Source organism: Flavobacterium fluviale, from assembly GCF_003312915.1.
GTDB classification, from domain to species: Bacteria; Bacteroidota; Bacteroidia; order Flavobacteriales; family Flavobacteriaceae; genus Flavobacterium; species Flavobacterium fluviale.
The window spans coordinates 2,272,467-2,295,233 of the sequence record NZ_CP030261.1 but is presented as its reverse complement, the minus strand read 5'-3'; the positions used below and the strand labels follow the sequence as shown (position 1 = coordinate 2,295,233).

The 22,767-nt window shown below is 34.7% G+C and carries 15 protein-coding genes; 4 read left to right on the top strand and 11 right to left on the bottom strand.

Annotated elements, in window-relative coordinates:
* Positions 1–93: 93 nt before the first annotated feature.
* The gene (locus HYN86_RS10050; RefSeq protein WP_113677897.1) at positions 94–1,629 is read right to left on the bottom strand and encodes a YifB family Mg chelatase-like AAA ATPase; all 1,536 of its coding nucleotides are present in this window, start codon (positions 1,627–1,629) and stop codon (positions 94–96) included.
* A 79-nt stretch (positions 1,630–1,708) separates the two neighbouring features.
* Positions 1,709–2,683: a Gfo/Idh/MocA family protein gene (locus HYN86_RS10045; protein ID WP_113677896.1), complete on the bottom strand. Its 975-nt coding sequence runs from the start codon at positions 2,681–2,683 to the stop codon at positions 1,709–1,711.
* Positions 2,684–2,999: 316 nt separating this feature from the next.
* Between HYN86_RS10045 and HYN86_RS10040 the strand changes: the two genes are divergently transcribed.
* A complete protein-coding gene (locus tag HYN86_RS10040; protein ID WP_113677895.1) occupies positions 3,000–4,316 on the top strand; it encodes an ammonium transporter in 1,317 nt (438 codons plus the stop codon).
* Between the two features lie 353 nt (positions 4,317–4,669).
* Here HYN86_RS10040 and HYN86_RS10035 read toward each other — a convergent pair whose 3' ends face one another.
* From HYN86_RS10035 to HYN86_RS10025, 3 genes are all read right to left on the bottom strand, one after another.
* Positions 4,670–6,757: a protein-disulfide reductase DsbD family protein gene (locus HYN86_RS10035; protein WP_113677894.1), complete on the bottom strand. Its 2,088-nt coding sequence runs from the start codon at positions 6,755–6,757 to the stop codon at positions 4,670–4,672.
* The gene (tilS, locus tag HYN86_RS10030; protein ID WP_113679905.1) at positions 6,757–8,067 is read right to left on the bottom strand and encodes a tRNA lysidine(34) synthetase TilS; all 1,311 of its coding nucleotides are present in this window, start codon (positions 8,065–8,067) and stop codon (positions 6,757–6,759) included. Before tilS ends, HYN86_RS10035 begins: the two co-directional genes overlap by 1 nt.
* A 222-nt stretch (positions 8,068–8,289) precedes the next feature.
* Complete coding sequence (locus HYN86_RS10025) at positions 8,290–9,576, bottom strand: anthranilate synthase component I family protein (protein WP_113677893.1); 1,287 nt, start codon at positions 9,574–9,576, stop codon at positions 8,290–8,292.
* Between the two features lie 289 nt (positions 9,577–9,865).
* Between HYN86_RS10025 and HYN86_RS10020 the strand changes: the two genes are divergently transcribed.
* Positions 9,866–10,240 (top strand): DoxX family membrane protein, encoded by a 375-nt coding sequence (locus HYN86_RS10020; protein ID WP_113677892.1) that lies wholly within the window; start codon positions 9,866–9,868, stop codon positions 10,238–10,240.
* A 56-nt stretch (positions 10,241–10,296) separates the two neighbouring features.
* Here HYN86_RS10020 and HYN86_RS10015 read toward each other — a convergent pair whose 3' ends face one another.
* The 3 genes from HYN86_RS10015 to HYN86_RS10005 form a co-directional block, all read right to left on the bottom strand.
* Positions 10,297–10,839 carry a lipocalin family protein gene (locus tag HYN86_RS10015; RefSeq protein ID WP_113677891.1) on the bottom strand — a complete coding sequence of 181 codons (543 nt, stop codon included), beginning with the start codon at positions 10,837–10,839 and terminating at the stop codon, positions 10,297–10,299.
* Positions 10,840–10,992: 153 nt separating this feature from the next.
* A complete protein-coding gene (gene lpdA, locus HYN86_RS10010) occupies positions 10,993–12,396 on the bottom strand; it encodes a dihydrolipoyl dehydrogenase (protein ID WP_113677890.1) in 1,404 nt (467 codons plus the stop codon).
* Between the two features lie 341 nt (positions 12,397–12,737).
* Positions 12,738–13,196 carry an Lrp/AsnC family transcriptional regulator gene (locus tag HYN86_RS10005; protein WP_012024199.1) on the bottom strand — a complete coding sequence of 153 codons (459 nt, stop codon included), beginning with the start codon at positions 13,194–13,196 and terminating at the stop codon, positions 12,738–12,740.
* Positions 13,197–13,454: 258 nt separating this feature from the next.
* Between HYN86_RS10005 and HYN86_RS10000 the strand changes: the two genes are divergently transcribed.
* The gene (locus HYN86_RS10000; RefSeq protein WP_113677889.1) at positions 13,455–14,699 is read left to right on the top strand and encodes an aminotransferase class I/II-fold pyridoxal phosphate-dependent enzyme; all 1,245 of its coding nucleotides are present in this window, start codon (positions 13,455–13,457) and stop codon (positions 14,697–14,699) included.
* A gap of 235 nt (positions 14,700–14,934) precedes the next feature.
* Here HYN86_RS10000 and HYN86_RS09995 read toward each other — a convergent pair whose 3' ends face one another.
* Together HYN86_RS09995 and HYN86_RS09990 are read right to left on the bottom strand one after the other, a co-directional pair.
* Positions 14,935–16,029: a DUF695 domain-containing protein gene (locus HYN86_RS09995; protein WP_113677888.1), complete on the bottom strand. Its 1,095-nt coding sequence runs from the start codon at positions 16,027–16,029 to the stop codon at positions 14,935–14,937.
* Positions 16,030–16,183: 154 nt separating this feature from the next.
* Positions 16,184–18,112, bottom strand: coding sequence for an amino acid permease (locus tag HYN86_RS09990; RefSeq protein ID WP_113677887.1), 1,929 nt, complete (start codon positions 18,110–18,112; stop codon positions 16,184–16,186).
* Positions 18,113–18,463: 351 nt separating this feature from the next.
* Between HYN86_RS09990 and HYN86_RS09985 the strand changes: the two genes are divergently transcribed.
* Positions 18,464–19,624: a Gfo/Idh/MocA family protein gene (locus HYN86_RS09985; protein WP_113677886.1), complete on the top strand. Its 1,161-nt coding sequence runs from the start codon at positions 18,464–18,466 to the stop codon at positions 19,622–19,624.
* A 206-nt stretch (positions 19,625–19,830) separates the two neighbouring features.
* Here HYN86_RS09985 and HYN86_RS09980 read toward each other — a convergent pair whose 3' ends face one another.
* Positions 19,831–22,737, bottom strand: a complete 2,907-nt coding sequence (locus HYN86_RS09980; protein ID WP_113677885.1) for an FAD-binding and (Fe-S)-binding domain-containing protein — start codon at positions 22,735–22,737, stop codon at positions 19,831–19,833.
* Positions 22,738–22,767: the final 30 nt, after the last annotated feature.

The window sequence follows — 22,767 nt, the reverse complement described above, 5'->3', positions numbered from 1 at the left end:
TGTTATATGTGAAATGTGAAATGTAAGATGCTAAGTCCTCATTTCACATTTCACATTTCACATTTCACATTTCACATTTCACATTTTACCATTCTATCCCAGCCACCCTTCTCGATCCAGACTTCTATACTGAATTGCTTCTGCAATATGCGATGAAACTATATTGGGCGCATTATCCAAATCGGCAATTGTTCTGGAAACTTTTAGAATCCTGTCGTAGGCTCGAGCCGAAAGGTTTAGTCTTTCCATTGCCGTTTTCAATAATTCTTTTGAAGGTTCATCCAAAACGCAATATTCTCTAATTAACTTACTGCTCATTTGAGCGTTGTAATGAACATTTTCTATCGTTTCAAATCGTTTGGTTTGAATTTCTCTTGCTGCAGTAACACGTTTGCGAATCTCAACACTGCTTTCTGCTTTGCGTTCATCGGCCAATTTCTCAAACGGCACTGGCGTAACTTCAATATGAATGTCTATTCGGTCTAATAGCGGACCCGAAATTTTACTCATATAACGCTGCATTTCGTGTGGTGAAGAAGTATTCGGAACGCTTGGATCATTAAAAAATCCACTCGGACTTGGGTTCATACTAGCCACAAGCATAAACGACGAAGGATAAGTAATGGTAAACTTAGCACGGGAAATTGTTACTTCTCGATCTTCCAACGGCTGACGCATAACTTCTAAAACATCACGTTTAAATTCTGGCAATTCATCTAAAAACAAAACGCCGTTATGTGCCATAGAAATTTCTCCCGGCTGTGGGTAACTGCCGCCGCCAACCAGCGCAACATTAGAAATCGTATGATGCGGACTTCGAAACGGACGCTGGTTCATCAATCCAACTTCTTTTAATTTTCCTGCAACACTATGAATTTTAGTGGTTTCAAGCGCTTCTCGCAAAGTCATTGGTGGCAGAATACTCGGAACACGTTTGGCCAGCATTGTTTTTCCTGCACCAGGAGGGCCAATCAAAATAATGTTATGTCCGCCGGCTGCCGCAATTTCCATACAGCGTTTTATACTTTCTTGTCCGCGAACATCTGAAAAATCAAATTCTGGAAAATCTAAAGTTTTATAGAATTCAGCACGAGTATCAATAACTGTCGGCTGTAAAGTGCCTTTACCCGCAAAAAAATCAATAATTTCTTTTAAGTTCTCTACTCCATAAACATCTAAATCTGCTACAATGGCAGCTTCTTTTACATTTTGAATAGGAAGAAAAAAACCTTTATAACCTTCTTCTTTTGCTTTAATGGCAATAGGTAAAGCACCGCGAATAGGCTGTAAACTTCCATCTAACGAAAGTTCGCCCATTATAATATACCTCTCAATTTCTGGAGCTTTTATTTGATCTGAACCGACCAAAATTCCCATGGCTAGGGTCAAATCATATGAAGAACCTTCTTTTCGAAGATCTGCTGGCGCCATATTGATGGTGATTTTCTTTCCCGGCAGACTAAAACCATTATTTTTAAGTGCAGCGGCAATTCTATAACTGCTTTCTTTTATTGCATTGTCTGGAAGTCCAACTAAATGATATCCAATTCCTTTATCCATATGAACTTCAACAGTAATAGTTGTAGCCTCAACTCCAAAAACAGCACTTCCGTAAACTTTTACTAACATAAATTTCTCTTCATTAATTGGTTTTAAAACTAATGAAAAAAAATAATTATTTGTAAATATTTTATTACAATATTTTAAATTAAAAAGACAATTTTATTTGATTTTTAATTTCCTCAACAATCTTACTCAAATCCAAACTATTTTGATGTGACCAAAACTCACTTTCAATTTGATTATTTCGAATGCAATTGTGACATTCTATTATTTCGTGTGAATATCCTTTTCCTAAAGTTGGCAGAGTAAAAGCAGCTTCTTTTTCTTCATTTATAAATATAGAATATCCGTCGGCAACAAACCAAGGTGAGTTCAATTCGATTCTGCCATTTGTTCCGCTTATAGATGCTTTCATATCAGATTCGGAAACGATGGAAGCATGCAAAACCGATTGAGCCGATTCATATTGCAATATCATAGAAGTCTGTAGATCAATATCATTTTTATGTTTAATGGCTTTCGCAATTATCTCCTTCGGATTTCCTAATAGTATATAAGAGAGGAATAATGGATAAACTCCAATATCAAATAAAGCTCCGCCGCCCAATTCTTTGTCAAAAAGTCTTTTGTTTTCGGTTTCACTGCCGTGAAAAGCAAAATCAGCTTTTATGTAATTTACTTCGCCTAGTATTCCGCTATTTACTTTTTGTACTATATCTTGAATGGACGGAATAAAACGTGTCCAAAAAGCTTCCATAAAAAACTTATTATTTTTTTTAGAAGCTTCAATCATTCTTAGTGAATCTTCATACGACAATGCCATAGGTTTTTCGCATAAAACATGTTTGCCGTTTTCTAGGGCTTTTATTGATAATGCTGCGTGCGAATTATGAGGGGTTGCTATATAGATAATATCAACTTCTTTATCTTTAAAAATTAAATCGTACGAATTGTACATCCTTAAGGCACCAAACTTTTCTGCAAACTGCTCTGCTTTAGAAATATCTCTTGAAGCAACTGCCGTTAATGCAGCGTTTTCTACTAATAGTAAATCTGCTGCAAACTGAGCTGCAATATTTCCTAGACCAACAATTCCCCATTTAATCTTTCTATTTTCCATTCTTGATTTTTAATCATTAAAATTGTTAAAAACATTAAAAAACATCAGTAGTTAAAAAACCTAAGACGTTTTTAAACAACAAATATCCAATATATCGCAAAAAGTAACAATCAATTAACCCAAAAATTATCAAAAGTCTTAGTAAGGAGAAAAAAAATGTTGCCAAATTACAAATTTTAAGTCTGTTTTAACAAATTCATGCAAAAATTAAGGGTTCAAATTTTAAATTTAACAAAAATTAAACATTGAACCCTATTTTTTTAGGGGGTGTGAAATCATTTTATACTTTTATAAAAAATTTTAAAACTAAATAACTATGCGAAAAATTATTTTAAGTGTGATTCTTATCACTATTTTGGTACTAACCTTTATATCAAACTTTATCATTGCAGATAACCCAATTCCTGCTGAAGCGGTTAAGTTTGACACAGGAGATACTGCTTGGATGATCGTTGCAACTGCATTTGTATTGTTAATGACTCCTGGTTTAGGATTTTTCTACGGAGGAATGGTAGGTAAGAAAAACGTAATTAGTACTATGCTTCAAAGTTTTATGGCAATGGTAATTGTTACTATTCTATGGACAGTGGTTGCTTTCGGATTAGCTTTTGGACCAACTATTGGAGGAATTATTGGAAATCCTTCTCATAATTTATTCTTTGAAGGTGTTGGAACAAATACTGCATGGAGCCTTGCACCCACAATTCCTTTTATGTTATTCGCATTATTTCAAGCAAAATTCGCCATCATTACGCCTGCTTTAATTACAGGTGCTTTTGCAGAACGTGTACGTTTCTGGGCTTATTTGTTATTCATGGTTTTATTTATATTATTAATATATACTCCTTTGGCTCACATGACTTGGCATCCTGATGGAGTTTTCTTCAAAATGGGAGTTCTTGATTTCGCTGGTGGAACGGTAGTACACATGAGCGCAGGATGGGCTGCATTGGCTGGAGCAATCTTCTTAGGAAAAAGAAAAGTACAAAAAGTTAATCCAGCTAGAATTACTTACGTATTATTAGGTACTGGTTTACTTTGGTTTGGATGGTTTGGTTTCAACGCTGGATCTGCGTTAGGAGCAAATGGCTTAGCTGTACAAGCTTTAGGAACAACTACTGTTGCTGCTGCCGCTGCTGCAATGGCATGGGTTTTCCTTGATAAAATTTTAGGACACAAATTATCTGCTCTTGGAGCTTGTATTGGAGCTGTTGTAGGCCTTGTAGCTATTACACCTGCTGCTGGTTTCGTTAGCATTTCCCACGCAATTTTCATCGGTTTATTCTCTGCAATTGTAAGTAACCTTGTAGTTAGTAAATTCCCTAAAGGAAAAATTGATGATGCTCTTGATGTATTTGCTTGTCACGGTGTTGGTGGTATGGTAGGTATGTTATTAACTGGAGTTTTTGCTTCAAAAGCAATCAACCCAGCTGTTGGAGATAACCAAGGTTTAATCTTCGGAACTCCAACTTTATTCATCAACCAATTAACTGCTCTTGTTATTGTGTCAATCTTTGCTTTTGTAGCTTCTTATGCTTTATTCTTTATTGTAAACAAAATTACTCCTCTAAGAGTTAGTGAAGAAAAAGAAGAATTAGGATTAGATATTTCTCAACACGGAGAATTCTTGTAAGATATTAATTTTCAACTTTCAATCTTGATAAAAAAAACGCTCTAAGTAATTAGGGCGTTTTTTGTTTACCTAATATTTCAGGAATGGAAGGGCTTACATTCAAATAAATCCTGATTAAAACACGTTTTTGCTGTAGGGAATTTTGCTTGTCTTATTAGTTTCACTAGAAGTAAAATTAATAACGTAATCATTCGATAAGAACACTTATTAAAACTTTGATCTGCTTAAATTTCGACCATAAAAAACGCCCTAATTACTTAGAGCGCTTTTTGTTTTGAATTAATTTCAACCCCAATAATATTTTGATTCTAGAATATAGATTTGAAATTGCGTAAATTCTTTATTCTAAAAGTCTATTTAAAATTAGAAATACCTTCTTTTAACCATTTTAAATATTCTTCTGTACTAACGTAACTGATAGTTGGTTTAGTACTATTTAAATTATTTCCTTCTAAATCTGTAATCACATATAAAGGCTGTGTATTAGTTTTATATTTAGAAATCATAAAATCGGTCCATTTATCTCCAACTGTAATAATTTTATCTCCAGAGGCAGTTGTAAATTGTTCTTCTGTTGGAAGTTCACGTTTATCATCAACATAAAGTGAAATTAAAACAACATCATTTTTTAGAATTGGCAAAACCGTAGGATCAGACCAAACATTGTTTTCCATTTTTCGGCAGTTTACACAAGCATAGCCTGTAAAATCCAGCATTATAGGTTTATTGATTTCTTTCGCATAAGCTAAACCATCTTCGTAATCATGAAAAACCATAATTCCGTGCGGTCCTAATTCTGCTCCTTCTGGAAGACCTTTTATCGATTCTCCCGAAACCGATCCATTTCCTGATCCTCCAACTCCAAATGGACTTTCGCTGTATTGCGGCGGTGGCGGGAATGCACTAATTAACTTTAATGGCGCTCCCCAAAGTCCAGGAATTAAGTACATGGTAAATACCAGCGTAAGTAATCCTAAATATAATCTTCCAACAGAAATATGGTTTGTCGGACTATCGTGAGGCAATGTAATTTTTCCGAATAAGTATAAAGTCAAAGCTCCAAAAATGGCAATCCAGATCGCGATGAAAACTTCTCTTTCTAAGAAATGTAATTGTAAAACTAAATCTGCATTTGATAAAAATTTGAATGCCAAAGCCAATTCTAAAAATCCAAGAACCACTTTTACTGTATTCAACCATCCTCCAGATTTTGGTAATGAGTTTAACCATCCCGGGAACATTGCAAATAACATAAACGGTAAAGCTAATGCAGATGAGAATCCCAACATTCCAACAACTGGAGCAATTCCACCGTTCGAAGCTGCTTCAACTAATAAAGTTCCAACAATTGGCCCTGTACAAGAAAAAGATACAATTGCCAAAGCCAAAGCCATGAATAATATTCCAATTATTCCGCCTTTATCAGCCTGCTGATCTGCTTTGTTTGCCCATGAATTTGGCAGCATAATTTCAAAAGCTCCTAAAAATGAAGTAGCAAAAATAACTAAGATCACAAAGAAAATCAGATTGAACCAAACATCTGTAGACAAAGCATTTAATGCATCTGCACCAAATATTTTAGTTACAATAAGACCTAAAATTACATAAATAGCAATAATCGAAAGTCCGTAAATCACAGCGTTTCTAATTCCTTTTGCTCTGCTTTTACTTTGCTTAGTAAAGAAACTCACTGTCATTGGGATCATTGGGAAAACGCAAGGCGTTAACAAAGCTGCAAACCCAGATAAAAACGCAATAAAAAAGATTGACCATAAGCTTCTTGCAGGCGCCGGAGCAGGAGTTTCTGCTGCTGTAACTTCTTTTTCTGCTTTTACAGTTTGATCTGCAGGTGCTGCTGTCTCGGTTTTAATAGTGTCAACTGCTAAACCTACTACTTTAGTTTCATCTTTATCTGCCGCTGCCAAAACAGGCACTTCATCCATTTTAAAAGTTGATGGAACAGCAATGGAAAACTTTTTGCTCGAATTGATACAAACTTCTTTACAAACCTGAAAATCAAAATCTACATCAACTGTTTTTAGATTTGGGTTAATAATTTTTATCTCTTGTTCAATATGTGCTTTTCCCTCAAAATAAGTTTCATCAACACCAAATACATCGTTAAAAGAAGTTTTAGTTTTTCCTTCTTTTGCTTTTCCTACTAACTCGTAATTCCCTTTTTGATTTTTAAAAGCAATTTCCAAAGCAAGAGGTCCGCCTTCTGGAGTAAACTGCGAATACATATGCCAGTCTTTTTCGATAACAGCATCAAAAATTAATACGGCATTATTCCCTTTTTTTTCAATTTTTGAAGTCCATTTCACCGGCTCTAGAATTTGAGCGTTACCTTTTGCAAAAGCAAAGAAAAACAACAGCAGTAAAATAGTTTTAGTCCAAATATTTTTTGACAAGCTTGTCTGAAGATTTTGAGTAAAGTTCATTATTGTAGTTCTATTTTTAGTATTTTGTTTGTGGCTTTTTCTATTTTAAAACGTTCATCCTGCCTTATTCCGACAACCCAGACTATTTGGTCATTAGAACATAAAATCCATGTTTTTTCTTTTTCAATCAATGATAATTTTTCATCTTTAAAAAGCTTACTTACTTTTTTTGACTTACCATGCATGCCAAAAGGCTGAAAAACATCACCGTCTTTCCATTTACGCAATATCAAAGGAAAGTGGATTTTATCGACGTCCACAAATATAACTCTATTTGAATCGAATGTTGTGTGACCTACGTTACAAAGACTTAATTTTATGGGAAAATTAACTTCTGTATCGTTTGCATTAATTTCATATTCTTCTTTTTCTGACAACTCAGAATACGGACTTAAAATTAATGTTTCTCTGTTTTTTAGCAATCTGAACTCATTTGCAAAAACTTGTTTTCCAGACTGTCCTTCTACCAAATCGTAAATATCTTTCCAAGCAGAAAAACCAAATTCATTCAGCCATTGATACAGATATGATTTATAATTTGGAAGTTTTTTTAACTGATTCAAATCAAAGTGAATATCGTTTCCGGCTTCTTTTGCAACTTGCTGATAAATCATAATAGAAGCATCTTCAACCATTTCTTTTGATTCCTGAAGATAGGATTGTGTTTTCTGAAATGCATCTAAAAAATTAGGATTGATTTCTTTTAAAACAGGAATTAAATCATGACGGATTTTATTTCGCAGATATTTAGTCGATGCATTACTGCTGTCTTCGCGCCATTCTATATTATTTTCTTCTGCATATTTTAGAATTTCTGGTCTGGAAAATGGCAAAAGCGGCCGAATGATTTTATCGTTCTGCTCTGGAATTCCCGTTAAACCTTCTAAACCTGTTCCGCGCGTCAAGTTGATTATAAAAGTCTCAAGATTGTCATCTGCGTGATGCGCCGTTAAAATAAAATCAAAGTTTTCTTCTTCCAAAAGTTCGTAAAACCAGCTGTAGCGCAATTCTCTAGCAGCGACTTGTGTGGACAATTTATAATCTTTAGCGAAAGCTTCAGTATCAAAGTGAGTTGTAAAAAACGGAATATTATTTTGATTGCAATAGTTTTGAATAAATTCCTGATCTCCAAAACTTTCTAATCCGCGAAGTTGAAAATTACAATGTAAAACTGCGATTTCACAAGGTAATTGATTGAACAAATGCAGTAAAACCATACTGTCTAAGCCACCGCTTACTGCCAGAAAAAGCTTTTTTTCTGCTAAAAAAGGAAATCTTGAAATTATATGATTTTGAAATTTTGAAAACATTTGATAAATGTAAAAAATTAAATTCGTTCTATTTTTAAATGAAATGTTAAGCGGGTATTTTTTCTGCCGGGAATTACACAAATTTCCATTAGTTGATTTGCAAACTTTAAAAAATACAGCCACAGATTAAAGGATTAAAATGATTCTAAATCTGTGTAAATCTTAATAATCTGTGGCAAAAAAAAAATCGTCCAAATTCGTATAATTCGCAGCAAATTCACTTTATCGTAAGACTTCGTGCATTGCCTTGGCTTTCAACAAACATTCTTCATATTCTTTTTCAGGATCGGACAATGACGTAATCGCACTTCCTACAGAAAACGAAATATATTTCTCTTCCTGATTGTACAATATGCTTCTAATAACCACATTGAAATCAAAATCTCCTGCAGGTGTAAAATATCCAATTGCTCCACTGTACAATCCTCTTTTTGTTTCTTCCAGATTTTCAATAATTTCCATAACAGAAATTTTTGGCGCGCCGGTCATGCTTCCCATTGGGAAAGTTGTTTTTAAAACATCTACAGCGGAATATTGCGCATCTAATTTTGAAGTTATGGTGGAAATCATTTGGTGTACCTGCAAAAACGAATAGATGCCGCAAAGTTCTTCAACCTCAACCGAACCTTTTTGAGCAGTATGCGACAAATCATTTCTAACCAAATCGGTTATCATGATATTTTCTGCACGTTCTTTTGCATCTGATTCCAAAATAGCTTTTGATTTTTCATCTTCTTCCAAATCCGAAAAACGTTTTGATGTTCCTTTAATGGGCTGTGAAATTATTTTATCACCCACTTTTTTAATATAACGTTCTGGTGAAGCAGAAAGTAAATAATGTTTATAGTTTTTAAAGAAAACCGAAAAAGGTGCTTTAGAAATTTCATTCAATTTTTGAAATTTTTCTAACGGATTTATAACGGCATTTTCAGCGTAAAATTCCATACAAAAATTAGCTTCATACATATCACCAACATTAATATGCTGTAGCATTTGATTTATTTTCTGAATATATAATTCTTTAGAAATACGTTGTTGAATATTCAATTTTTCGTCACTTTCGACTTTCGACTTTCGACTTTCGACTATTCCCTCAAAATCTTCTTCAACTTCGTCATCACAAAGCATTAAATATTGAATTTCAAGTTCATTTCCTCTTAGAATAAATATTTTTTTAGGCTGAAAGAAAAATAAATCAGGAAAATTTAATCCGTCAAAATTATGAGATTGAAGGTTTTCTATATCATTTTTCAAATCATAAGAAAGGTACCCAAAAAGCCAGTCTTTAGTATTCTGCTGATATTGTTTTAAATCTTCAAAAGCGTTGTAATAATCCGTTTTTAAAGAAGTAAAAGCATCAACTGCCAATAAACAATCAAAATCAGAATATTGTTGTGGATAGGAATTGCTGTCTAAAAAAATGACTTCGCGAAACTGCTGCGCCCAATTTAAGAGTTGTTCTTTAAACAGTTCTGGATTTGCAATATTTTTATGAATGGAAACTCTCAAAAATTAATAAATTTTAAACCTCAAAATTACGACAAAATTATGTCATAAAAGAAATAACAAATTGATTAAAACAAGGATCCAAAAGTGTTAAAAACACATGCTTTTTATAAGAAAAAATTCGTTATATTTGATATACTCTTAGATTAATCCCAAAAACAAATTAATTTGATTGAAAAATTCTTAAAAATGAAGCGCAAAAAAAACTGAATTGTGATTCTATTTGAGACTGAAACTGCATCTTTTCCAATAACTTAATAATTTTTTTTAACCTTAAAAAATCCTAAGTATTATGAAAATTGCCACAATTATTGTTCGTGTTTTAATTGGCCTTTTGTTACTTTTTGCCTCTATCAGTTATTTTTTTCATTTAATGCCGGAACCGGAAACTACAGGAAACTTTAAAGCTTTTAATGTAGGTTTAATGGCTTCTACTTATTTAATACCACTTGCCAAATCAATTGAATTGCTGTGTGGAATTGCTTTTATAACTGGGCGATATGTAACGCTGGCTAATATTTTGATCCTGCCTATTACGGTAAATATTTTGTTTATCAATTATTTCCTAGCTCCAGAAGGTCTGCCAATCGCAATTTTATTGTTTTTAGCAAACTTATTTTTGATTTACAGATATTGGGATAATTATAAAAGTGTTTTCAGACCATAATTTAACTTTTTTCCAAAATAAAAAACCCGACAATTCCTGATTGTCGGGTTCTTTATTTAATTCGTTCTATCATGCTTCACCCAAACCAGATCGGTTACTTTGTATCCAATTTCCTGAGCTTTAATTAAATAATCGGCTTTTATACTTTCTGGAATAGTTTTCTCACGCGAAAGAATCCACATGTATTTTAAACTTTCCCCAGCAACAAGCGCGTACTTATAGTCGGGATCAATAGCTACAACATTGTACCCTGAGTAAAAAGGACCAAAAAATGAGACTTTCAGCATACCAACATTGTCTTTTTTGACAAATTTAGCTTTCCCGACACTTTGTTCCCATTTGTCTTTTTTGACATTATAGCCCTTATTATCGACTTTTATAGTTTTATCATCTTTTAAAGAATACTCGGCTGTTACATTATCAAGATCTCTTTCCCATTTGTAATCTAATCTAGCGATTTCATACCATTTTCCGAGATATTTTTTACTGTCAAAATTAGTTACAGCCTGTGCTTTTTTCGGAATACCTCCTCCACAAGAAGAAAGAGCAATTCCTATTCCTGCTCCAATCAAAATCGGAACTATATATTTACTTTTCATAATGTTATCTTTTAATAATCATAAAGATAGCACCTGAAATACACATCTAATTTACAAAATTATTTTGAATTATTATATTATTACGAAGCTAAAAATGATGCATAAAAAAACCGCCAGATTGCTCTGACGGTTTAGTAATATGTTTAACGTAAATTATACGTGTAAAGCTCTGTTTTCTGTCGCAGCCAATGCTGCTTCTTTCACCGCTTCCGCGAAAGTTGGATGCGCATGGCTCATTCTTGAAATATCTTCAGCAGAAGCTTTAAATTCCATTGCAGTAACCGCTTCAGCAATTAAATCTGCTGTACGAGCACCAATCATATGAACTCCTAAAACCTCATCTGTTTTTTCGTCAGCCAAGATTTTCACGAATCCGTCTAAGTCAGCACTTGCTCTTGCACGTCCTAACGCTTTGAAAGGGAAACTTCCAGATTTATAAGCAATTCCAGCAGCTTTCAATTGCTCTTCAGTTTGTCCAACTGCTGCAACTTCCGGCCAAGTGTAAACTACACCAGGAATTAAATTGTAATCGATATGTGGTTTTTGACCTGCTAAAATTTCAGCGACCATTACTCCCTCTTCCTCTGCTTTATGTGCTAACATCGCTCCACGAACAACGTCGCCAATTGCATAAATATTTGGAACATTTGTTTGTAAATGATCATTTACTTCAACTTGTCCTCTGTCTGAAATTTTAACTCCAGCTTTGTCAGCGTTTAATCCGTCTGTGTAAGGACGACGACCAACAGAAACTAATGAATAATCTCCTTCAAGAGTGATTGTTTCTCCTTTTGCATTTTCAGCTTGAACCACAACAGCATCACCGTTTCTTTCAACTGATTTTACTTTATGAGAAACGTAAAATTTCATTCCTTGTTTTTTCAATACTTTAGTCAATTCTTTAGAAAGAGCTCCGTCCATTCCTGGAATGATTCTGTCCATGAACTCAACTACAGAAACCTGAGCTCCTAAACGCAAGTAAACTTGTCCAAGCTCGATTCCGATAACCCCTCCACCAATAATTACTAAGTGTTTTGGAACTTCTTTTAAAGCTAAAGCCTCAGTAGAAGTGATGATTCTTTCTTTATCAATTTTGATAAATGGCAAAGAAGATGGTTTTGATCCTGTAGCAATTACAGTATATTTTGCTTCGATAGTTTCTGATGTTCCGTCAGCTTTTGCAATTGCAATGTGTGTTGCATCTACGAAAGAACCTAAACCATTGAAAACAGTAATTTTATTTTTATCCATTAAGTAGTTGATACCACCTACGGTTTGATCTACAACTGCTTGCTTGCGTGCGATCATTTTCTCTAAATTGATTTTTACATCTCCAGAAACTTCGATTCCGTGATCTGCGAAATGAGCAATTTCAGCATAATGATGAGAAGAAGATAATAATGCTTTTGAAGGAATACAACCTACGTTAAGGCAAGTTCCGCCTAATGAATTATATTTTTCTACAATTGCGGTTTTGAAACCTAATTGTGCGCAACGAATTGCTGATACATATCCGCCAGGACCTGAACCTATAATGACTACGTCAAATGAACTCATAGTATTTTGTTTTTATTTTAGCGGTTACAAAATTAAGCAATAAAGTTCTGTTTAAGGCTTAAATTTCAATGTTTTTTGTGTGAAATTTTGGGTAACGATTTTACCGCAAAGGGCGCTAAGAGTTACGCAAAGTTTTGTTTTTAATCTCGCAAAGACGCAGAGTCGCAAAGTTTTTTTAACACAATAATTATATCGTACTATTTGTCATTTCGACGAAGGAGAAATCTCCGCAAGTAACTCCTCAACGAAAGTCCAATCTTTGTAGAGCTCCTCGTGGAGATTTCTCCTTCGTCGAAATGACATAAAATGAGACTAAAAATTTGAAAAAATCTCTGAACCTCCTAAAAAGAAATCACCGTCGAATTCTTCACTTCGCTAATCATAAACATACTTTGTGTACTTCCGATGTGCTGTAGCGAAGTCAGTTTGGTTACTAAAAATTCACGATACGCTTCCATATCTTTCACTAGAACTTTTAAGATATAATCATAATCACCGCTTACGTGATGGCATTCTAAAACTTCATTGAGTTTGATGACTTCGCTTTCGAATTTGGTTAAGAATTCTTTGGTATGCTGAATGAGTTTTAGGTGACAGAAAACGACAAACCCTTTCTCAATTTTGGATTTATCGACTAATGCAACGTAGTTTTTAATTATTCCTTCTCTTTCTAATTTTTTAATTCTTTCATACACCGCTGTAACAGAAAGATCAAGTTTTAAGGATAATTCTTTTGTTGTTTTTTTACTGTCGGTTTGAAGCAAAACTAAGAGTTTTTTATCTGTGGCGTCTAGAGTCATTATAGTTAATGTTTTTTGGTTGATAGTTGATGGTGTGCTGTTGATGAAAGAAAATCTATTGAGCTACATTTTCTATATCAAATTTAGTTTAAAAATCATTAAAAATAAGTTTTTATAGTTTTAAAATCTAATTATATGTTTTATAGTTGATTAATATTCTAAATAGATATTATTTTGGATAGAATTTCTTAGAAATGAGCTTCCTCACTCTCAACTTGAAACCTGAAACTTGAAACAAAACAAATAAAAACTATCTATATGAAAAACTTCAACCCAGCAGATAAAATTCAGGATTTGCAATACTTTGGTGAATTTGGCGGTGTCAATCCGTCGATTTCTGATTCTTCGACTTATACTTTTCTTTCGGCTAAAACTATGTTTGACACTTTTGAAGGCAATATGGAAGGCTGTTACTTGTATTCGCGTCATTCATCGCCAAGCAATTTGTATTTGGATCAGGCTTTGGCAGCAATGGAAGGAACGGAAACAGCAAATGTTTCGGCTTCTGGAATGGGAGCGATTACACCTACTCTTTTGCAATTGTGCGGTGCAGGCGACCATATTGTTTCAAGCCGAACTATTTATGGCGGAACTTACGCTTTCTTAAAAAATTTTACACCAAGATTCGGGATCGAAACAAGCTTTGTTGACATCACAAAACTGGATATTGTAGAAGCTGCAATTACTTCTAAAACAAAAGTTTTGTATTGCGAAACGGTTAGTAATCCACTTCTGGAAGTTGCCGATATTGCTGGTTTGGCTAAAATTGCTAAAAAACATAATTTGAAATTGGTTGTCGATAATACTTTTTCACCACTTTCTGTTTCTCCTGCAAAATTGGGCGCCGATATTGTCATTCATAGTTTGACAAAATACATAAACGGAAGCAGTGACACCGTTGGCGGTGTGACTTGTGCGTCTAAAGAATTTATTAATTCGCTGAAAAATGTAAATTCTGGCGCGAGTATGCTTTTAGGGCCTACAATGGATAGTTTGCGTTCTGCAAGTGTGATGAAAAATTTGAGAACGCTTCATATTAGAATTAAACAGCATAGTCATAATGCACATTATTTGGCGGATCAATTTGAGAAAGATGGCTTAAAAACGGTTTATCCAGGATTGAAAAGCCATCCGAGTCATGAATTATATAAAACGATGATTAATCCCGAATATGGTTTTGGAGGAATGCTAACGATTGATGTTGGAACTTTGGAAAAAGCTAATGAATTAATGGAATTGATGCAGGAACGAAACCTTGGATATTTGGCAGTAAGCTTAGGTTTCTATAAAACATTATTCAGCGCACCAGGAACCTCTACTTCGAGCGAAATTCCGTTAGATGAGCAGAAAGAAATGGGATTAACAGACGGGTTGATTCGCTTTTCTATTGGATTGGATAATGATATTGAACGCACTTACCAAATGATGAAAAATTGCATGGTTGAACTTGGAATTTTAAGCTCTGTAAAGATTCACAAAGAAGACGTTAAAGAAATTCAATAAAGCTTTTTCTCTCGCAGATTTGGCTGATTATGCCGATTTATTATTAGGGTTATAAAAAAGATTGGTTAGTCTGTGGAATCTGCGCGAGAAAAATTACTCGCAATAAAGGCAAACATTACTCTATAAATAAATTTGCACATTTTTTATTAGATTGTTTGAATCCGCTGGAGATTTCTCTAAGCGGATTTTTTTATATAAAAAGCCGTTTTGAATATATCAAAACGGCTTTTGTGTTTTATCTCGGCTCGTAATGTCTAAACGTTTGCCAGTATTTGTCTTTGTAGATTTCGTAACTTATTTCGAATGAACCATCGTATTTTTTAATTAATTCATCTGCCACTTTTGTTGGTTTTCTAAAGTCTTTGCAGGCAAAAAAGATTTCCCTTCTGTTAGCCAATGTCTCCCTTCCAACATTTAAATAACCTTCCAGATCTTTAAGATCTAATACAACCTCATCTTCTATTTCGTTTAATAACTGATAAGTTTCTTTATCTGGCATCCCATTATTATGGCTTCCATCAAAAAGAATCGTAATAATAAATACCCACGGATGCGATGCTTTTTTATCCCATTGCAAAAGATCAGTGTTCATTAATCCGATAATGCCACTTCCATCTTTTGCAGTTGCCTCAAAACCTGAATAGTTATCATTTTCTGTATTATGTCTTGTGCCATCGTATTTTTCTACAAATTCTTTTTCTCTCCAAATCAAATAATCTTTTAATTTTTCGATCGGAATTAATTCTTCTGAAATACTATTTGGACTGTCTATTTTCATGTTATCAATCAAAGTAAGAGAATGTAGTTCTCCTAAATAATTGTCTAAGAAAATATAAACACCGTTAGTTATAACTTGCTTTTTTTCTTCAACAAAATCGTCATAAATAACTGTTAAGTCAATTTCATCTGGATATCCTTCATGAATGTTTGGATAAAATCTTAAATTGTCTTTATTAAATTGGAATCCTTCATAATCAATACCAATATCTTGAATGTCTGATGCTGGTTTTAATGCCGTAATTTTCCAGCCTTTAATTTGAGGCGCTGCATTTACCAATTCTTCAATTGCATAAATATTTCTGACTGCTCCATCTGGCGTTAAGATTAATTCTACTGTATTATCATCTAACATTCCCGTTAGAAAATAAATTCCCTGATGAATTTCATCAAGTTTTGGTGCTAATTTTTCAAAAAAACCTTGATGTATATTTTGTCTATTTTTAACTATTGCAAAAAACTCCTTTTCATTTTTTAAAAACCAATTCCAGAAATCAGTATTAGATTGTATTGAAGCCTCTTTTCTGCCCAATATTTTATCAAGAAAACCCATGTATTACTTATTAATTTTAAAATTTTACTGAAAACAAACTTAAGGAAAAGCACTTTTAAAACATAAGAATATTTCTATAAAAAGCCGCAAAATAAAAAAAACCGTTCTGAAGTACTCAGAACGGCTTTTTGTGCTATATAACTTTACTTTTAGCCTATATTTCAGTATTCAGTTTACTATTTTTTCTACTATATGTAAAGTAAATCAATAATCCGATTAGCAACCAGATGGTGAAGTAAATCCAGTTCCAAACGCTTAATTCGGCCATCATATAAAGACAGCAGATTAATCCTAAAAGTGGAATTAAAGATAGATTTTTTCTGAATGCCCAAACGGCTAATCCAACCAAAACAAATAAGAAAATCCACATTGGAATTTTGTGTTTGAACAAACTGAAACCTGATTCGTATTTTAAAGAATCGCTAATTGGTAATCCCTTTACTACCTCAGTATATTTTGAATCGTCATCTTGATATTGTCCTAAGAAATGCTCCAAATCTGATGTTTCAGCAGTTTTATTATTTACTTCAATTCCCTTTAAATAATTGAAAACCTTTTCAGATTCTTCTTTATCTAGAGAGGTTACGATTGTCGTTGCATCGTTGATTTGAGCATCATTATTAATAAAAGCCATTGTCGCTTTATTATTGAATGCAAAAGCATAATACAAACCAGCGATCATTAAAATCGGCAGGATATATTTAGAATTTACATAAGGCGTTTTGAATTTTCCTCTTGGAATTTCAGGTTTGTTTTGCAGCACTAAAACTCCTGCACAAACTAATACAAAGGCAAATAAAGTTCCGATACTACATAAGTCAGTCACCATAGTTAAATTCAAGAATAAAGCCGGAACTGCAACTACGAAACCAGTTACGATCGTTGCAAAAGAAGGTGTTTTGAATTTTGGGTGAACTGTAGAAAATTTCTTTGGGAGTAAACCATCACGGCTCATACTCATCCAGATACGAGGCTGACCCATTTGAAAAACCAATAAAACACTCGCCATAGCTACTACTGCACTTACGGCAATAATTCCAGACATCCATTTTAAATTTAATTTATCGAAAACAAATGCCAAAGGATCTCCAACATTCAATTCGCTATAACTCACCATTCCGGTTAAAACCAACGCAATTGCAATGTATAAGATCGTACAGATAATAATTGCCCACATCATGCCGCGTGGTAAATCGCGCTGCGGATTTTTGCATTCTTCGGCAGTTGTGGAAATAGCATCAAAACCAATATAAGCGAAGAAAACTGCAGAAACACCTTTTAAAACTCCACCAACTCCATTTGGAGCAAACGGATCCCAATTTGCTGTATCTACATAAAATACACCGACAGCAATTACCAAAAGAACCACACAAAGTTTTACAACAACCATTAGATTACTGGCGTTACGAGATTCTTTCATCCCTCTGTAAACCAAAGCTGTAATCAAAATAATGATAAATAAAGCTGGTAAATCGGTAACAAAATGGAAAGATCCTATTGTTGGCGCTGTTGTCCACGCTGTATGTGCTTGCTGTAAAGCTGTACTTAAATTTTCGAAGGATTTTCCGCCTCGCATTAAGGCTTCGGCATCATTATATCCGTTTGAGGCAGTCAAATAATCCATCTGAATCCATTGCGGGAGATGTATACCACCGCTCTGGAGCAGTCCCGTAAAATAATCACTCCACGATATGGCGACAGTTATATTTCCGACGGCATATTCCATAATCAATGCCCAGCCGATTATCCAGGCAATTAATTCTCCAAAAGCAACATAAGAATACGTATAAGCACTTCCTGAAACCGGAACCATCGAAGCAAACTCAGCGTAAGCAAAAGCAGCAAAACTACAAGCTAAAGCTGTAAACAAAAACAAGAAAATAACAGCTGGTCCGCCGTCTGCACTGGCTTTTCCGATAGTACTAAAAATACCAGCTCCAACAATAGCAGCTATTCCGAATGCAGTTAAGTCTCTCGTAGTCAAATGTTTTCCAAGTGCATTATGACCATCTGATTCGTTCTGAGCAACTTGCTTCAGAATATCCTGTACTGTTTTCTTTCGGAATAAACTTGAAAATGCCATATATGTTTTGCTATTATAAAATTAATTTACTTCGGACTTTATGGTTTTATTTTGCAAATAATGCAAAAATTATCCTGATTTCAAATATATAAAACGATTTTGTTTTTTGAGGGTGTTTTTTTGCCACGAATTTCTCGAATTTTCTCGCATTTTTTCTTTCACGCATATTTAGCAGATTTTCTTTTGCCACAGACTAAAAGATTACAAAGATTTATAAATTAAAAAAACTGCCCGATCTGCGGAATCTGCGGGAAACAAAAACATCCTAAATCACTAATATCAAAGACAAATGTAACATTTATCAAAAAGAGCTTACTAATAAATTGCTATTTAACTTAAAAGATAAATTATATGGAAAAAATTTCAAGAAGATCATTTGTGAATAAATTTGGAATTGGCGTTGGTGCGTCTGTTGTGATGACATCTCTTCCTTCTTTTTTATCTGCGCCGGAAACTAATAAAAAGCCTTACACGGGAAGGAAATTAAATATAGCTCTTTGCGGCTTGGGAAATTACGCTTCACTTCTGGCCGAAGGTCTTCAGGTTTCTGAATATTGCCAGCTTGCGGGAATCGTGACAGGAACTCCTTCTAAAGCCGAAAATTGGAAAAAGAAATATAATATTCCCGAGAAGAACATTTACAATTATGAGAATTTCGATTCCATCGTAAAAAATAAAGATATTGATTTAGTTTATGTTGTAACTGCCAATTCACTGCACAAGGAACTTACCGTTCGGGCAGCAAAAGCTGGAAAACATATTATTGTCGAAAAACCGATGGCAATTACTATCGAAGACTGCGAAGAAATGATTAAAACCTGTAAGGAAAACAATGTACAACTCGCAATGGGTTATCGTCTGCATTATGAACCTAATCATCTGGAAGTAAAGCGACTTGGACAGGAAAAAGTTTTGGGTCAGGTACGATTTATTGAAGCCTCTCTTGGCTACAGCACATATGATTTTCGCGATATTAATTCACCCGTAGATTTAAATGCACGCAATCAATGGAGATTGAATAAAAAACTAGCTGGAGGCGGTACTTTAATCAATTTAGGCGTTTATTGTATTCAGGTTTCGCGTTATGTTTTAGGCGAGGAACCGATTGCTGTAACGGCACAATTTGGAACTGTAAATAATAAAAATATGTTTGCTCAGGTGGAAGAAAATATTACCTGGCAAATGGAATTTCCGAGTGGTGCTGTAGCTAATTGCAGTAGTTCCTATGGTTTCGGCATTGATAGATTTTTCGCTTCCGCAGATGAAGGCACATTTGAAATGAGTCCTGCTGTGAGCTATGGACCTTTTGTAGGTAAAAGATCTGATGGAAAAGCATTTAATTTTCCTGTGATAAACCAACAGCAAACCCAAATGGATGAAATTTGTAAAGTGATTTTAGCAAACAAAAAACTTCCCAATCATATTACAGGCGAAGAAGGCATGAAAGACGTTAGAATCATTAATGCCATTTATAAAGCAGCTGAAACAGGAAAAAAAGTGAGTCTGAAATAGTTTTTTTTCTGCCACAGATTTACAGAATTAAAAAGATTATTCTCATTTTATGTCATTTCGACGAAGGAGAAATCTTCGCAAGTAACTCCGCAAAATCGAATCTTTGTCGAGCTTCTAGTGAGATTTCTCCTTCGTCGAAAGGACAAACTTTGCGCAAAAAAATCTTTACGCCCCTTGCGTAATTCTTTGCGTGCTTTGCGGTTAAATTATTTCAAACAACTTCTCAAAATAGAAACAGGATGTTGTGCTTCTCTCTTCGTTCCATCATAAATTTGATGACGACAGCTCGTTCCCGCAGCGGCGATTTTTACGTTTGCACCAGTATTACGAACTTTTGGAAAAAGCGTATCCTCTCCCATTTGCATACTTACTTTATAATGTTCTTTTTCATATCCAAAAGAACCTGCCATTCCGCAACAGCCTGAATTATAAATCGTAACGGTATTATTTTTAGGAAGATTCAGCATCGCGAAAGTTGCTTCAACAGAACTCAACGATTTTTGATGGCAATGTCCGTGGATTTTGATTTCTTTGATTTCTTCAGAAAATGAATCCGGTGTTATTTTCCCATCGATTATTTCTTTTTTGAAGAATTCTTCAATAGTGAATGCGTTTTGGGAAATTCTCTCTGCATTTTCTTTGTTCGATGCCAATCGCAGATATTCATCTCTAAAAGTTAAAATTGCCGACGGTTCTATTCCGATTAAAGGCGCATTACTTGAAATTAAATTTTTGAAAATATTGATATTGATATCAGTGATTTTTTTGGCTTCTTCCAAAAATCCTTTTGATAAATACGTTCTGCCGCTTTCTTCGTGATCTACGATTAAAACCTGATATCCTAACTTCGTTAATAATTCGAAAGCGTCGATTCCGATATTTACATCATAATAATTGGTGAATTCGTCGACAAACAAATACAATTGACCGTTTTGAAAATCGCTGGCTGCAGGCTTGTTATTTTCATACCATTTTCTGAAAGTTTTTTTCGCCAAAAGCGGAACTTGTCTTTCGGGCGCAATTCCCATTGATCTTTTAACAAGCGACTGATTCGAAATAAAATTAGTAATCGACGGAAACAAACTTCCCATTTTGTTCAATTTTGCATTGTTAGCAAAAATTTTACTTCGGGTCGAAAATCCGTTTGCTTTTTGATATTGGTATAAAAATTCGGCTTTTAGCGTTGCTACATCCACATTACTTGGACACTCGCTTGCACAGGCTTTACAGCTCACACACAACTCAAAAACTTCGTATAATTCTTTCTGGTCAAATTTGTTTTCTTTTTCAGAATATGTCAAATATTCTCTTAAAGCATTTGCTCTGGCGCGCGTCGTTTCTTTTTCATTTCTGGTCGCACGATAACTCGGACACATCGCTCCTCCCGCCGACGGCATTTTCCTGCAATCGCCCGAACCGTTGCATTTTTCGGCTGCACGAAGAATTCCTAAACTGTCTGAGAAATCCTGAAAGGTTTTAATATCGGGTTCTACCCTTCCGGAAATTACACGATGATTTTCATCCATTTTCAAGGCATTGACAATCTTCCCGATATTAAAAACCGAATTGGGGTCAAATGCCAATTTGATTCTTTTCAGCAGTTCGTAATTTTTCTCGCCAATCATAAACGGAATAAACTCTCCTCTCACAATTCCGTCGCCGTGTTCACCGCTTAGCGAACCTCTGTATTTTTTCACCAAATGCGCCACATCCGTCGCAATGGTTCTGAATAATTTTAAATCTTCTGTTTTCTTCAAATTCAAAACAGGACGCAAATGCAGTTCTCCCGCACCGGCATGCGCATAGTAAATCGCTTCCTGTCCGTGGCTCAGCATCATTGCCGAAAACTCTGCAATATAAGCTGGTAAATCGCTTAATTCAACTGCCGTATCTTCAATAGAATCGGCTGCTTTATTGTCTCCAACAATACTTCCCAAAAGTCCAAGACCAGCTTTTCTAAGTTCGTTGGCTTTGTCAATATCTGGACCGTAAATCTTTACTCGGGCATAACCAAAATTATGTTTTTCTAAATCGGCTATTAAATCATTAGCTTGTTTCTCGGCATCTTCTAGAGAATGAGAAGCTACTTCAAACAACATAATTGCTTTGGGTTCTCCAACTAAAAAGAATCTGTTTTTTATATGTTCGCGATTAGTTTTTGTACAATCCAAAATGGTATCATCGATCATTTCACAAGTGTACAGATGATGTTTCATTGCCACGACAACAGATTCAAGTGATTCCTGAATCGTATGATAATGTCCAACCACCATAATATTATGTACAGGCGGTAAATCGTCAGCTTTTAAAGTGATTTCTGTTGTAAATGCTAGAGTTCCTTCGCTTCCGCAAAGAAGTTTTCCAACATTAATTGTAGGTTCTGTTCCGCCAAATAAATCTGATCTTAACAGAATATCAACGGCGTAGCCTGTATTTCTTCTGTGAATTTCAGGTTTCGGAAACTCTTTTATAATTTCTTCTTGATTTTCTTTAACCGAAAGTTCGTCGTAAAGACGCTTATAGATTTTATGTTCTAAAGAATCTCCTTTGGTTTTCTCCATAAATTCCGCCGAAGTCAGTTCGCCAAAAGCTACTTCAGAACCGTCGCTCAAAATTGCTTTAACCTCAACAATCTTATCGCGCGTCACACCGTAACGAATCGAAGTTGTTCCAGATGAATTATTTCCAACCATTCCGCCAATCATAGCGCGGTTTGAGGTTGATGTAATTGGTGCAAAAAATACACCATAAGGTTTTAAGAATAAATTCAGTTCATCACGAATAACGCCGGGCTGTACGGTAACGGTTTTATTTTCGGCATTATATGAAATGATTTTGGTGAAATTTTTCGAAACATCCACCACAAGTCCGTCTCCTACTGCTTGTCCAGCTAGTGAAGTTCCCGCAGTTCTTGGCGTAACCGAAATATTATGTTGTGCCGCAAAGCGAATTAACTTGCTGATATCTGCTGTAGTTTTAGGCAGAGCCACCGCATTTGGCCGAATCCGATACACTGATGCGTCTGTCGAATAAAGTGTTTTATGAAGATCATCGTATAAAAGTGTGCCTTCGAGTTCGCCGGCTAATTGCTCTAAATGAGATTGGGTCAACATGTAAATGGTGCTTTTTGATAAAAATAGTCC